Raw genomic sequence first — 13,480 nt, forward strand, 5'->3', positions numbered from 1 at the left:
GAAGGGGGGATGCCGCGGCATCCCCCCTTCGGTGCGCCCGGGCGACGTAGGCTGGACGGGTGAATCCCCGACTTCTGCGCGTCGCGGGGCCCGTCATCCTGATTGCGGTCTCGATCGTCGCCGTCGTCGCCGGGCTGGCGTTCGGTGGCGGAGCGGCCCCCGGGCGTCTGGCGGACGCAGGCCCCGTGGTGCGCTGGGGTCTGCCGATCGCCACGGTCGTGGTCAACCTCGCGGCGGCCACCATGGTCGGATCGCTGGTGCTCGCGCTGTTCGCCCTGCCGGCGGGGGAGCGGTCTTTCGAGATCGCCCTCGACACGGCCTCGATCGGCGCCGCCCTCTTCACGGTCGCGGCGGCGGTCACGGGGTACATGACGTTCCTCAACGTGCTCAACGCCACCCCGACGCTCGACGCCGTCTTCGGCCAGCAACTCGGACGCTTCCTCGTCGAGAGTCCGCCCGGACAGGCCTGGTTGATCACCACGATCGCCGGAGCCGTGCTCACCGTGCTCACCTTCGCGGTGCGATCCTGGATCCCGACGCTGATCGTGGCGATCCTCGCTCTGGCGTCACTCGTCCCGATGGGGACCCAGGGTCACGCCGGCACCGAGGCCAGCCACGACGCGGCGGTCGTCTCCCTCGTCCTGCACATCATGGCCGCGGCGGCCTGGCTGGGCGGTCTCATCCTGCTGGTGGTGGTGCGCCCGGCCATGTCGCGGGGGCAGCTGCAGACCACCCTGATGCGATACTCCTCGATCGCGCTCGTGGCTTTCATCGTGGTCGCGGTCTCGGGCACCGTGCGCGCGTCGATCAGCCTGCTCGGCCTCGAGAACCTCTGGTCGCCCTATGGCGCACTGGTGCTGGTCAAGGTCGTCGCCCTGGTCGCCATGGGCGTCCTCGGCGCCTGGTACCGCCGCCGCCTCATCTCGCGCATGGCCGACGAGACGGGCTCCGCGCGGTTCTGGGGCGTCATCACGCTCGAGCTGGTGTTCATGGGCATCGCCAGTGGTGTCGCGGCGGCGCTCGCGCGGACGCCCCCGCCCGCTGAGGCGCCCCTGGTGGGCACGACCCCGGCCGAGGTGCTCACCGGAGCGCCGCTGCCACCGGAGCTCACCCTGGAGCGCTGGTTCACGGCGTGGAACGTCGACCTGCTCTGGACGTTCGTCGTCGCCTTCGGCCTCTTCTTCTACCTCGCCGGCGTCTGGCGGTTGCTCCGTCGCGGCGACACCTGGCCGATCCACCGCACCGTGCTGTGGTGCCTCGGTCTCTTCGGAGTGTTCTGGGTCACGTCGGGGCCGATCAACGTCTACCAGGACTACCTCTTCAGCATGCACATGATCGGGCACATGCTGCTCTCGATGGCGATCCCCTTGCTGCTCGTATCGGGGGCGCCGGTGTCGCTCGCGGCGCGCGCGATCCGCAAGCGCGACGACGGCACGCGCGGCGGACGCGAGTGGATCCTGTGGGCCGTGCACAACCCGGTCGCGAAGGTGCTGACCAATCCCTACGTCGCAGCGGGCCTGTTCATCGGATCCCTCTGGGCCTTCTACTACACCGACCTCTTCCGGTGGTCGCTGTACGACCACGTCGGCCACGTCTGGATGGTCGCGCACTTCCTGGTCACGGGCTACCTGTTCGTGCTCAGCCTCGTCGGCATCGATCCGGTGCCCTTCCGCCTCGCCTACCCGATGCGCCTGCTGGTGCTCATCGCGATCATGGCGATGCACGCCTTCTTCGGCATCGCCATCATGATGAACGCCGGCCTGATGGTGTCGGAGTGGTTCGGAGCAATGGGACGCACCTGGGGGGCGACACCCCTACAGGACCAGTACGTGGGCGGCGGTGTGGCCTGGTCGGTCGGTGAGATCCCGACCCTGATCCTCGCGATCACGGTGGCGATCCAGTGGAGCCGGAGCGACGAGCGTCAGCAGAAGCGCCGCGACCGTCATGTCGACCGGGTGGGCGACCTCGAGCTCGACGCCTACAACCAAGAGCTGGCGCGCTTGGCCGACCGCGATGCCCGCGTCGCCGCCCGCGGCGGCAGCTGAGCGGATCCGTCCTCGGGCGGTGCTCGGAGCGGCCGCGTGTGGTCCCCGGGCGTGCCGGGTGGTGCCGGGCCGTGCCTGGACGTGCCGCGCGGCGCGCAACGGCGGGGTGTTCGGGTGATGTGCCGGGCCGAAGGCGCATCGGACGGCGGGCGCGCGAGCGGTCCGCGGTTGGGCACCGGGGGCGGCGTGCCCGCGGCATCCGTCCGGGGCGTCAGTCGGAGGAGCCGCCGACGAGGATGGATGCCGAGCCGTCGGGCTGCACGGTGATCTGACCGTCGACGGTGAAGTCGACATCGTCCTCGACCGTGCGGACGCTGCCGTCGAAGATCGAGCGGATGTCGACCTCGATGTGCGCGACCGCCTTCGCCGAGGGGATGCGCCAGCCCGCGCCGTCGGGCTCGACCGTGACCGTGGGCTGCTCGACGATCGACCACGAGGGGGCGTCGTCGATGCGGTTGCGCACCGTGAAGCCGAACGGGCAGCCCGTGGGTTGCAGAACTTTCTGCTCGGCGCAGGCCGAGAGGAAGTCCTCGACCCGCTGCTGCACGATCCCGAGGAACTCCTCCGTCGGCTGCGCCTGCACATCGACGGGGATGCCGGCCAGCGGCGCGTCGGCGAGCACGGCCACGCCGGGGGTCGAGGAGATCGCCGTGTCGACCGCCACCGAGTACAGCCCGGGGGAGAAGACCAGCAGGGGGAGGGCGGCGGTGGGATCGACGTCGCCGCCCTGGAGCGAGACCTGCCGCTTGTCGACCTCGAACCCGTTGACGGCGAAGCGCATCGACCCCTGGACCGACAGGTCGATCACCGACAGCGGACTGCGGGCGAAGCGCCAGCGGGGCAGAAGGGCGCCCCCGGTGTCGCGCTGCACGTCGAAGGTGGTCGCGCCCTCGTACCCGCCCACGGAGTAGCGGACGGTGACGCGCGTGCGATCGCCGTCGACGGTCTCGTCGGTGATGACGGCATCCGTCACCGCCTGCAAAGATTCGGGACGCAGAAGAGCCTCGGATGCCGTGAGGGGCAGGCCCGCGGCCTCGAGTTCGGTGGAGTCGACGGCGACGCCGGGCACGGCGAGCGCCTCGGCGGCGCGGCGCTCCTCGAGCAGTTCGAGGTAGTGCAGGACGAAAGCGCGGGGACTGTAGAACTCTCGGTACAGCGAGGCAGCGCCCGCACCCAGAGCGGCGACGAGCAGCACCCCGATGAGGATCATCGCGGGGATCTCGAATCGACGGCGCACGCGCACGCCGCGGACGCCCTCGGGCGTCGCGGGCCCCCCACCGGCGTTGCTCACGTACCCAGTCTAAGAAGCGCACCTGCGCAGACGCCGCGCGGCGCCCCGCGACGTCGCAGTCCCGCGCAATCCCGCGGATCGCGCGGGACGGCGCGGTGACCTCACGCGACGACGAGCGATTGCACGACGGCGACGGCGGCGAGCTGGCCGCCCGCGATCGCCGCAGCGAGCGAGAACATCGGGCCGGGAAGGTGGTCGGGCTGGGCGATGTCGCCCACCGCGTACACGCCCTCCACGCTCGTGCGCCCGAACGGGTCGGTGCGCACGGCGCCTGATTCCTGGCGTTCGAGGCCGAGCGCGTCGACGATCTCCCCGCGCACCGTCCACGTGGGAGCGACGAACGCGCCCGCCACGTCGCGCGCGGTGCCGTCGGTCAGTTCCAGGCGCAACCCGTCGTCCGTGCCCGAGACCGCGCGCACGTCGGCGGGTGCCACGACATGGACCTCGGATGCCACCGGCTCGAGCATCGCCGCGAGCGCGGCGGCGTGCGCCGACGCGTTGACGACCGCCACCGGGCGCCCGGAGAACTCGTGCCCGTGGCAGAACGGGCAGTTGGCGACGGTGTCGCCCCAGTGCTCGGCCAGGCCTGGGATGGGAGGGAGCTCGTCGGCGACGCCGGTCGCGAGGATGACGGCGCGCGCGCGAAGCTGGCCGCCGTCGATCGTCACGATGAGGCCGTCTTCCTCTCGCTCGACGGTCGACACAGCGGCATCCCGGATCTCGACGGTGTCGTAGGCGGCGATCTCGGCGCGCGCGAGGCGGCGGAGCTCGGCCGGATCACGACCGTCGTTGGTCAGCAGGTTGTGGGCGTGGCGGACGGTGCCGTTTCGGTAGGCGCCGGAGTCCAGCAGCAGGGTGCGCCGGTGCATCCGGCCGAGGGTGAGCGCCGCTTGAAGGCCTGCCGGCCCCCCACCGATGATGATCGCGTCGTACACGATGAAGTCCTTCCGCTTGTGTTCTCGTCCATCGTGTGACTTCATGTCGACATGAAGTCAAGTGCGATCTCGGACGGCGAGTCGATCGGCGCGGCGGCCAGGCGGTTCGGCCTCGACACCCACGTGCTGCGCCACTGGGAGGATGCGGGTCTGCTGCTCCCCGCCCGCGACGGCGCAGGTCGGCGTCGCTACGGCGACGACGACGCCGTCCGCATCGCGGTGATCCTGCGCAACAAGGCGGCGGGGCTCTCTCTCGAGCAGATCCGGGTGCTGCTCGACGACGACGCCCCCGACCGGCACCGGGTGCTCGAGGAGCACGTCGCCGAACTGGACCGCCGTGCCGCAGACATCGCGCAGGCGCGGGCGATGACCGAGCACGCGCTGCGCTGCCGGTCGCATGACATCACCCAGTGTCCGCGGTTCCGCAGCCACGTCGCCGACGTCCTCTCGGGTGAGGCGCGTTGGCTGCTCCTGCACACCGAGCCGGCGGGCGGGCCCGTGGGCGCGACGCTGCCCGCGGGCGAGCACGCGAACTAGCATGGGCCGGTGACCACGCCGCCCCTTTCCGTCGAGCAGCAGGCGCTGTTCCGGCTGATCGAGGACACCCGCGAGCACGTCTTCGTCACCGGCCGCGCGGGCACGGGCAAGTCCACGCTGCTGCAGCACCTGGCGTACAACACCAAGAAGCAGATCGCCGTGTGCGCGCCGACGGGGGTGGCCGCCCTCAACGTCGAGGGGCAGACGATCCACTCGCTCTTCCGCCTGCCCATCGGGTTGATCGCGAACGGCGACATCGACCAGAACGACGCCACCCGGAAGCTCCTCAACGCCATCGACACCCTGGTGATCGACGAGATCTCGATGGTCAACGCCGACCTGATGGATGCCATCGACCGATCGCTCCGCCAGGCCCGCGGTCGTCGTTCGGAGCCGTTCGGCGGCACGCAGATCGTGATGTTCGGCGATCCGTACCAGCTGGCCCCGGTGCCGCCGCGCGGCGACGAGGCGCGCTACATCGCCGACCATTACCGCTCGTTCTGGTTCTTCGACGCGAAGGTCTGGTCGGGTGAGGCCGCGAGCGACGGACTCATCGACATCGGCCGGCACGGAGCCGACCTTCACGTCAACGAGCTCGTCGAGATCCACCGGCAGTCCGACCCCGGCTTCAAGACACTGCTCAACGCGGTGCGGTACGGCCGCGTCACGGCCGAGATGGCCGGCATCCTGAACACCGCCGGAGCGCGCACGCCCCCGCATCCGGCCGACGGTGAGCATCCGATCATCACGCTCGCCACCCGCAACGACCGCGTGAACACGATCAACCGTCGCCACCTCGAGGAGCTCATCGGGCGCACGCAAACGGCCGCCGCCGAGATCTCGGGCGACTTCGGCCGCGGTGAGGCGAACTACCCCGCCGAGATGGAGCTCACGCTCAAGGTCGGGGCGCAGGTGATGTTCCTCCGCAACGACGGGGCGCAGTTCGGCGAGGCGCCCCGCTGGGTCAACGGCACGATCGGCACGGTCACCCGCATCGCGGGCGACAGCGTGCGGGTCGAGGTCGACGGCATCCAGCACGATGTCGAGCCCGCCGTCTGGGAGAGGTACCGCTACGCCTACGACCCGGGGACGAAGAACCTTTCGCGCGAGATCGTTGCGGAGTTCACGCAGTTCCCGCTTCGGTTGGCGTGGGCGGTGACGATCCACAAGTCGCAGGGCAAGACCTACGACCGCGCGGTCGTCGACCTCGGCTCGGGTGCCTTCGCCCCGGGGCAGACGTACGTGGCGCTCAGTCGGCTCACCTCTCTCGACGGCCTGTACCTGACGAGACCGCTCCGCCCCGGCGACATCCGGGTCGACGAAGACGTCCGCCGCTTCATGAAGCAGACGTGGCTGAACCGGCAGGACACGGCGGCGGCGCGGCAGGCGTAGCCCCGGGCGGCGCACCGGGCAGGACGCGGCGGCGGCGCGGCAGGCGTAGTGCCCGGAAGGGCGCGGCGACAGCCAGGCGGGCGTAGCCCCGCGCGGCGCACCGGGCAGGACGCGGCGGGGGCTTCACCGGGCGTCGCCGTGCGCGGGGCGCGATGCCCGGCGGTCGCGATCGCTCAGGCGACCTGGTCGGCCTTCGCGCGGGTCAGGTCGGCGAACAGCTCGGTGGTGAAGCGGTAGGCGACGAGGACCTCGGCGATGACGCGCTCCTTCTCGTCGTCGTCCCACGGGGCGGCGTCCAGCTGTTCGCGATAGACGCTCTTGAAGGCCTTCGGATCGGCGATGTCGCCGAAGAGCAGGAAGCCGATGCCGTTGGTCTCGAATCCGAAGCGGCGCTGCATCAGACGACCGATCGACGGTCCGCCCGACAGGTCGCCGAGGAACCGCGTGTAGTGGTGCGCGACGAACCCGCCCGGCCAGGTCGCGGCGACCCGGCGGATCCTCGACACGTAGGCCTGCGTGGTGGGCAGCGGGTGGATCTCATCCCGCCAGTGCGCACCGATGAGGAAAGCGAGATCGGCCTCGAGCGCGGGCAGGCGCGAGAGCTTGTCGCTGAGGAAGACGGATGCCACCGGATCGGTGCGCATGCGCGCCGATGCCGCCTCGAGGGCGGAATACAAGAACCAGTGCTGGGAGATGAGGGCGATGTAGTCGTCGCGGGTGCCGGCGCCGGTGAGCAGGTCGGTCATGAAGCCGTCGCACTCGCGCGGCGAGTGCGCGCTGCTGGAGCGCTCGCGCAGGGCCGTGGAGAACGGGAGGACGACGTTCATGCGGCCATCATACGCAAACGGTTAGGTTTACCTAACCCCCTCTGTGCTGCGGGACGTCGCCGCCGCGGCAGACGTGATGCACACGTGACGTTCGGCGTGCGCAAGCGGCGGGTTCAGCCGGACGCCGTGTGTTTGAATGCATCCGGAGCGCGCTTCGTCGCGCTCGAAAACGTGGGGGGTTCACATGCCGGGTTGGCGTCGTTCCGCGGCCGCCGCGATCGCGGGCGCGAGCGTGCTCGCCGTCGCGCTCAGCGGCTGCACGAGCCAGGGGACGGTCTCGATCGACATCCCCGCGCAGGTCGACGCGACCCTGCCCGACGCGACCGTGACCGAGATGCGCGACGCGGTCACCTCGGCGATCACCGCGACCGGCGCGACCGGAGCCATCGTCGGCGTCTGGGCGCCCTGGAGTGGCACCTGGGTGTCGGGCGTCGGCACCCAGACCCCCGGGGGCGCGGAGGTGACCGCCGACCTGCAGTTCCGGGCGGCCGACGTCACCGGGGCGATGACCTGTGACGTCCTGTACCGTCTCGCCGCCGACGGACGGTTCTCGCTCGACGACGCCATCACCCAGTGGGTCAGCAACGTGCCCGGCTACGAGGACATCACCCTCCGGCAGCTGTGCGACGGCACGTCGGGGATCGCCTCGTACACGTCGAGCCTCGACGGCCTGGTGCTGAGCAACCCCGCTCGCGTGTGGAACGCACGCGAGCTGATGGCGTACGGGATCGCGAAGCCGCGGCTGAACGACCCCGGAGTGGCGTTCGCGTCGTCACCGACGAACTACTTGCTCGCCGGTCTCGCCATCGAGCGAGCCACCGGGCAGTCGCTCGGCGAAGTGATCACCGAGCGCGTGACGACGCCTCTCGACCTCACGGCCACCTCGATGCCCGCCCCCGCGGCAGCGCCGCCGGGGAGCGCCCCGCTCACGGGTCACTGGTCTCAGCCCAACGCGGAGGGCGCCTACGACTGCGCGCAGCCACTGGAGTTCACCACGATGTCCGCCAGCTACGGCGATGCCGCCTCCGGTGCCGTCACGAACATCCGAGACCTCGGGCGCTACGCCCAGGCGCTGGCCACCGACGCCCTGCTCCCCGACGGCAGCGACCGCTTCGCCAGCCCCGTGCCGGTCGCCTCCGATCAACCCACGTGGTTCACCGCGGCGGGCGGCGCCTATCAGGCGGGTTCGTTGATCGGGCAGTTCGGCTCGACTCCCGGCTACACCGTCGGGGCCTTCGCCGACCCCACGACCGGCATGTCGGTCGCGGTCGTGCTGAACAACTCGGCCGGTAACGAGAACACGGGAGCCTGGCTCGCGTGGGAGCTCGCGGCGATCGCATCCAAGGCCCCCGCCGCGCAGGGGCAGACCGCGCCCGAGGCGGGGCTGCCCTGGACGGCGGAGCAGATGCGCGAGAACATCACCGCCAACGCGATCTGCTCGGCCCCCGCCGGATGACCCCACGCGGCGGACAGGGGTCGGCCGCGGCTCTGGTTCTCGTGGGGTTGGCGTGCCAGGAGGTCGGCGCCTCGTTCGCCGTGATGCTGTTCCCGAAGACGGGGCCCCTGGGCATCGTCATGCTGCGGTTGCTGTTCTCGGCGCTGCTGCTGCTCGCCATCGCCCGCCCCCGCCTGAGCGGGCACACGGCGTATGCGTGGCGTTCCGTCGTGGGATTCGGTGTGGTGCTGGCATCCATGAACGGGCTGTTCTACCTCGCGCTGGCGCGCCTGCCGCTCGGGGTCACCGTCACGATCGAGGTGCTCGGGCCGCTGACCCTGTCGATCCTGACCGCGACGGGGATCGCGCGCTGGCTGTGGGCGGGACTCGCCCTGGCCGGTGTCGTCGCCCTCGGCGCCGGCGGGTGGGACCGGCTCGACCTGCTCGGCGTCGTGTTCGCCCTGGGTGCGGCGGTGAGCTGGGCGTTGTACATCCTCGCGTCCGCACGCGTGGGCCGTGAGTTCCCCCGGCTCGACGGACTCGCTCTGGCGATGACGGTGGGCGCCGTCATCGCGCTGCCGTTCGGCGTGTGGCAGGCGGGGCCGGCGTTGCTGCGCGTCGACATCCTGGCGCTGGGTGCGGCGGTCGCCCTGCTGTCGTCGACCGTCCCCTATGCGCTGGAGCTCGTCGCGCTCCGGCGCCTGCCCGCCTCGGCATTCGCGATCCTCATGAGCCTGGGCCCGGCGACGGCGTCGATCGCGGGGTTCCTGCTGCTCGGTCAGCACCTGTCGTGGCTCGAGATCGCGGGCATCGTGCTGGTCATCGCTGCGAGCATCGGCGCGGTGCTCGCCGCCGCCCGCCGCGGCCAGGCCGCACGGCATCCGGGACCGGACGCCGACGAGCCGCTCAGCGAGCCCGTCGGCTGAACGGATGCCACCGCGGCGGCCACCACGCAAGGGGGCGTCGCGGATGCCGGGTGGTGGCGAGGATGACGGCATGAGCGACGACGACGACCAGACCCGCAAGGACTTCGACGAGGCGGTCACCATGACCGCGAGCGAGCTGAAGAAGTGGCTCGACACCGACGAGTCGAAATCGGTGGGTCAGAAGAAGGACGGCGGCGGAGAGTCGACCGGTCACGAGAGCGGGCGGCACATCGTCCGTATCCTCGAGAAGAAGAAGGCCGACCTCACCGACGACGACTACGCCCACATGAGGAAGGTCGTCGGCTACGTCAAGCGGCACAGCGCACAGCGGCCCGAGGGCGACATCACCGACACGGACTGGCGGTACTCGCTCATGAACTGGGGCAACGACCCGAAGAAATGAGCCTGCGGATCGCGGCGGCAGCATAGGCCGCGGTCACCTCGCGGTCACCGGACGGGGGTACAACGGAACCATGCCCATCATCGACAGCGCCGTGTACGTCGGCGGTCACCGAATCGAGAACCCCTCGAGCCTCGACCAGACGTTCGAGTACATGGAAGCCCACGGCGGAATGGCGTGGATCGGTCTGCTGCGACCCTCACCCGAGGAGCTCGAGCGGGTGGCCGCGGAGTTCTCGTTGCACCCCCTCGCCGTCGAAGATGCCCTGACCGGTCACCAGCGCGCGAAACTCGAACGCTACGGCGGCAACCTCTTCGCGGTCCTGCGTCCCGCTCGCTACATCGACGCGACCGAGACCATCGAGTTCGGTGAGCTGCACGTGTTCATCGGGCCCGACTACGTCGTGACGGTACGCCACGCCGAGGTTCCCGACCTCGCGCGCGTGCGTCACCGCCTGGAACAGCAGCCCGAGTTGCTGGCCCGCGGGCCGGAGGCCGTGCTGTACGCGATCCTCGACGAGGTGGTCGACCAGTACGACCCGGTGGCGCGGGGTCTGCAGAACGACGTCGACGAGATCGAGGATCAGCTGTTCGGGGTGGGCGGCGCCGAGCTGACCCAGCGCATCTACGAGCTCGCCCGCGAGGTCATCCACTTCCAACGTGCGACCGAACCCCTGCGCGACATGCTCGAGGCGCTGCTGCGCGGGTCCGAGAAGTACGGCGTCGACATCGAGCTGCAGCGCTCGCTCCGCGATGTGCTCGACCACGTGCTGCGCCAGTGCGACAAGCTCACGGCGCTGCGCGCGATCCTCGATAACGCCCTCACCGTCAACGCGACGCTCGTGACCCAGCGGCAGACCGAGACCTCGCTCGAGCAGAACGAACAGGTCAAGAAGATCTCGGGGTGGGCGGCGATCCTGTTCGGCCCGTCGCTCATCGGCGCGATCTACGGCATGAACTTCCAGAACATGCCCGAGCTCGACTGGCAGTTCGGCTATCCGATGGCGCTGGGGCTCATGGTGGCCGTGTCGGCGGGACTGTGGCTGACGTTCAAGCGGAAGAAGTGGCTCTGAGCCGCGGCATCCGGATGCCACCGATCTCGGCGCGCTTGCTGGACAGGCGGTGCGCGAATCGAATGATGGGAAGGTGAACGACTCCACACCGCGCTCGGGCGACGCCGCCCAGCCGACCCACACCTCGACCGTCGAGCTCGAGGACAGCGGCTACCACAAGGGGCTCACGTCCCGTCAGGTGCAGATGATCGCGATCGGCGGTGCGATCGGAACGGGACTGTTCCTCGGCGCCGGCGGCCGTCTCGCCCAGGCCGGTCCCGCGATCGTCGTCTCGTACGCCGTGTGCGGCGTCTTCGCGTTCTTCATCCTGCGGGCGCTCGGCGAGCTGGTGCTGCACCGGCCGAGCTCGGGGTCGTTCGTGTCGTACGCGCGGGAGTTCTTCGGGGAGAAGGCCGCCTTCGTCTCGGGCTGGTTCTACTGGATCAACTGGGCGATGACGACGATCGTCGACATCACCGCCGCCGCGGTCTACATGAACTTCTTCGGCAAGTACGTGCCGTGGATCGGCGCAGTGCCCCAGTGGGCGTGGGCGCTCATCGCGCTCGTCGTGGTGCTCGCGGTCAACCTGGTGTCGGTCAAGGTGTTCGGCGAGCTCGAGTTCTGGTTCGCGCTCATCAAGGTCGCCGCCCTCGTGGCGTTCCTGCTCGTGGGCATCTACTTCGTCGTGTTCGGGACTCCTAACGGCGCGCCCGTGGGATTCGCCCTCATCGCCGACAACGGCGGTTTCCTCCCCAACGGCATCCTGCCCGCCATCTTGCTCATGCAGGGCGTGGTCTTCGCGTACGCCTCGATCGAACTGATCGGCACGGCGGCCGGCGAGACGAAGAACCCCGAGAAGGTCATGCCCCGGGCCATCAACTCGGTGGTGATCCGCGTGGCCGTGTTCTACGTCGGGTCGGTGCTGCTGCTGTCGCTCCTGCTGCCGTTCACCGCCTACTCGGCCGGCGAGAGCCCGTTCGTGACGTTCTTCGCCTCGATCGGAGTGCCGGGCGTGGACGTCATCATGAACATGGTCGTGCTGACCGCGGCGCTGTCGTCGCTGAACGCGGGGCTGTACTCCACGGGCCGCATCCTCCGTTCGATGGCCATCGCCGGCTCCGCGCCGCAGTTCGCCGCACGCATGAACAAGGCGGGCGTGCCATACGGCGGCATCGCGATCACGGCGGCCGTGGCGCTGCTGGGCGTGGTGCTGAACTTCTTCGTGCCCGCCGAGGCCTTCGAGACGGTGTTGAGCGTCGCCTCGGTCGGCATCATCTCGACGTGGGCGACCATCATCATCTGCCAGATGCGCCTGAAGCAGCTCGCGGATCGCGGCGAGCTCGTGCGGCCCTCGTTCCGACTCTTCGGCGCCCCGCATACGAACTGGGTGACGCTGGTGTTCCTCGCGGGGGTGCTGGTGCTGGTGTTCGTCGACTCGCCCGCGACGCTGGTCGCCACCGTCATCGCGGTCATCGGCATCGTGATCGGCTGGTACGCCTGCCGCGGGCGCATCGCCGCGCTCGCCGCGGAGCGCGAGGGCTACACGGGCACGCACCCGGTGGTGCCGAGCCCGTTCCCGAAGGCGCCCGGCTCGAAGGACTGAGTCCCCGGGCGCCCGCGCGGCGCCCGTGCCCCCGATCGCGGGTCGATAAGTGCGAGTCACGCGCGCCCCCGATCCCGTTGAACGGTACCCAGCCCCCCTCTCCCCCCTCCCCCCCCTCCCCCCAACATCTGGCGCGTGAGTCGCCAGGATTTGTCGCCCCTCGAGCCCTCGAGGCGACAAATCCTGGCGACTCGCGCGCCCGACGGCTGAAAGGGATCAGCGGCGATAGCCCAGGGCGCGCTCCGTGTCGCGGGCCGCGCGGTGCAGCTCGACGAGCGCGAACTGGGTCTCCGCATCTCGCGGCAGCACGACCGACAGGGCGGCGATGACGGCCCCGGTCTCATCGCGCACGGGCACGGCCACGCCCGTCGACACCTCGTCCACGTAGCCGGGGGCGATCGCGCGCCCGCGGGTGCGGATCTCGGCGAGTTCGCGCCGGAGAACCACCGGGTCGACGATGGTCTCGGGGGTGACGGCGGCGAGCGAGCCCGCGAGCACCCGCTCCTGCAGATCGTGCGGGGCGAAGGCCAGCAGCACCAGGCCCGACGACGAGGCGTGCACGGGAAGGCGCCCCGCCACGCGGGTGATGTTCGCGCCGGAGTCGGGCGCGCTGAGCCGCTCGAGGAAAAGCGCTTCGTCGTGCTCCAGGATCGCGAGTTGCGTGTGCTCGCGCACGCGCTGCTGCACGCGCTCCATGTACGGCACGGCGGCCTGACGCAGCCGCAGCGCGTGCGACGACCGCGTCGCCAGCTCCCAGAGCCGCATGCCCACGCGCACGCGCCGCTCGTCGTCGCGCTCGAGCAGGCCGGCATCCACCAGCTCGCCCACGATGCGATGCGCCGACGAGCTCGGCAGGCCCGCTCGTCGCCCGATGTCGGCCGTGGTCTGGGCGGTGCGCGTGGGGGTGAAGGTCTCGAGGATGCGCACCAATCGGTCGGTGACCGAGTCGCCCGAGGGGGAGTTCGCCATGGGGTCAGGATGCCATGACTCCCATTCAGTGGGAAGCGTCTGGCGCCCGCGTGGTCGGTGCCGGACGAT

At 70.4% G+C, this 13,480-nt stretch carries 12 protein-coding genes; 8 read left to right on the top strand and 4 right to left on the bottom strand.

What is annotated here, in order from left to right:
* The first annotated feature begins 59 nt into the window (after positions 1–59).
* Positions 60–2,045, top strand: a complete 1,986-nt coding sequence (locus tag MT347_RS16015) for a cytochrome c oxidase assembly protein (RefSeq protein ID WP_243502356.1) — start codon at positions 60–62, stop codon at positions 2,043–2,045.
* 211 nt (positions 2,046–2,256) lie between these two features.
* Here MT347_RS16015 and MT347_RS16020 read toward each other — a convergent pair whose 3' ends face one another.
* Entirely contained in the window at positions 2,257–3,336 is a 1,080-nt protein-coding gene (locus MT347_RS16020) for a hypothetical protein (RefSeq protein WP_243502357.1), read from the bottom strand.
* Positions 3,337–3,437: 101 nt separating this feature from the next.
* On the bottom strand, positions 3,438–4,316 hold the full coding sequence (locus MT347_RS16025; protein ID WP_243502358.1) for an NAD(P)/FAD-dependent oxidoreductase: 879 nt from the start codon (positions 4,314–4,316) through the stop codon (positions 3,438–3,440).
* Positions 4,317–4,322: 6 nt separating this feature from the next.
* On the opposite strand from MT347_RS16025, the gene MT347_RS16030 reads away from it, so the two are divergent.
* Both MT347_RS16030 and MT347_RS16035 read left to right on the top strand, forming a co-directional pair.
* Positions 4,323–4,808: a MerR family transcriptional regulator gene (locus MT347_RS16030; RefSeq protein WP_243502359.1), complete on the top strand. Its 486-nt coding sequence runs from the start codon at positions 4,323–4,325 to the stop codon at positions 4,806–4,808.
* Positions 4,809–4,817: 9 nt separating this feature from the next.
* Positions 4,818–6,200, top strand: a complete 1,383-nt coding sequence (locus MT347_RS16035; RefSeq protein WP_243502360.1) for an ATP-dependent RecD-like DNA helicase — start codon at positions 4,818–4,820, stop codon at positions 6,198–6,200.
* Between the two features lie 173 nt (positions 6,201–6,373).
* Here the strand turns inward: MT347_RS16035 and MT347_RS16040 are convergent, their stop codons facing one another.
* Positions 6,374–7,027 carry a heme oxygenase (biliverdin-producing) gene (locus MT347_RS16040; protein WP_243502361.1) on the bottom strand — a complete coding sequence of 218 codons (654 nt, stop codon included), beginning with the start codon at positions 7,025–7,027 and terminating at the stop codon, positions 6,374–6,376.
* Positions 7,028–7,211: 184 nt separating this feature from the next.
* On the opposite strand from MT347_RS16040, the gene MT347_RS16045 reads away from it, so the two are divergent.
* The 5 genes from MT347_RS16045 to MT347_RS16065 all read left to right on the top strand — a co-directional run bounded on the left by MT347_RS16045 (position 7,212) and on the right by MT347_RS16065 (position 12,442).
* Positions 7,212–8,483, top strand: coding sequence for a serine hydrolase (locus MT347_RS16045; RefSeq protein WP_243502362.1), 1,272 nt, complete (start codon positions 7,212–7,214; stop codon positions 8,481–8,483).
* Positions 8,480–9,388: a DMT family transporter gene (locus MT347_RS16050; RefSeq protein WP_243502363.1), complete on the top strand. Its 909-nt coding sequence runs from the start codon at positions 8,480–8,482 to the stop codon at positions 9,386–9,388. Before MT347_RS16045 ends, MT347_RS16050 begins: the two co-directional genes overlap by 4 nt.
* 70 nt (positions 9,389–9,458) lie before the next feature.
* Entirely contained in the window at positions 9,459–9,791 is a 333-nt protein-coding gene (locus tag MT347_RS16055; RefSeq protein ID WP_243502364.1) for a DUF3140 domain-containing protein, read from the top strand.
* Between the two features lie 70 nt (positions 9,792–9,861).
* The gene (corA, locus tag MT347_RS16060; protein ID WP_243502365.1) at positions 9,862–10,860 is read left to right on the top strand and encodes a magnesium/cobalt transporter CorA; all 999 of its coding nucleotides are present in this window, start codon (positions 9,862–9,864) and stop codon (positions 10,858–10,860) included.
* A gap of 73 nt (positions 10,861–10,933) precedes the next feature.
* Positions 10,934–12,442, top strand: coding sequence for an amino acid permease (locus MT347_RS16065; RefSeq protein ID WP_243502366.1), 1,509 nt, complete (start codon positions 10,934–10,936; stop codon positions 12,440–12,442).
* A gap of 216 nt (positions 12,443–12,658) precedes the next feature.
* On the opposite strand, the gene MT347_RS16070 is transcribed toward MT347_RS16065, so the two are convergent.
* Complete coding sequence (locus MT347_RS16070; RefSeq protein WP_243502367.1) at positions 12,659–13,411, bottom strand: IclR family transcriptional regulator; 753 nt, start codon at positions 13,409–13,411, stop codon at positions 12,659–12,661.
* Positions 13,412–13,480 lie beyond the last annotated feature (69 nt).

It is taken from the genome of Microbacterium sp. VKM Ac-2923 (assembly GCF_022815605.1).
Taxonomy (GTDB): domain Bacteria; phylum Actinomycetota; class Actinomycetes; order Actinomycetales; family Microbacteriaceae; genus Microbacterium.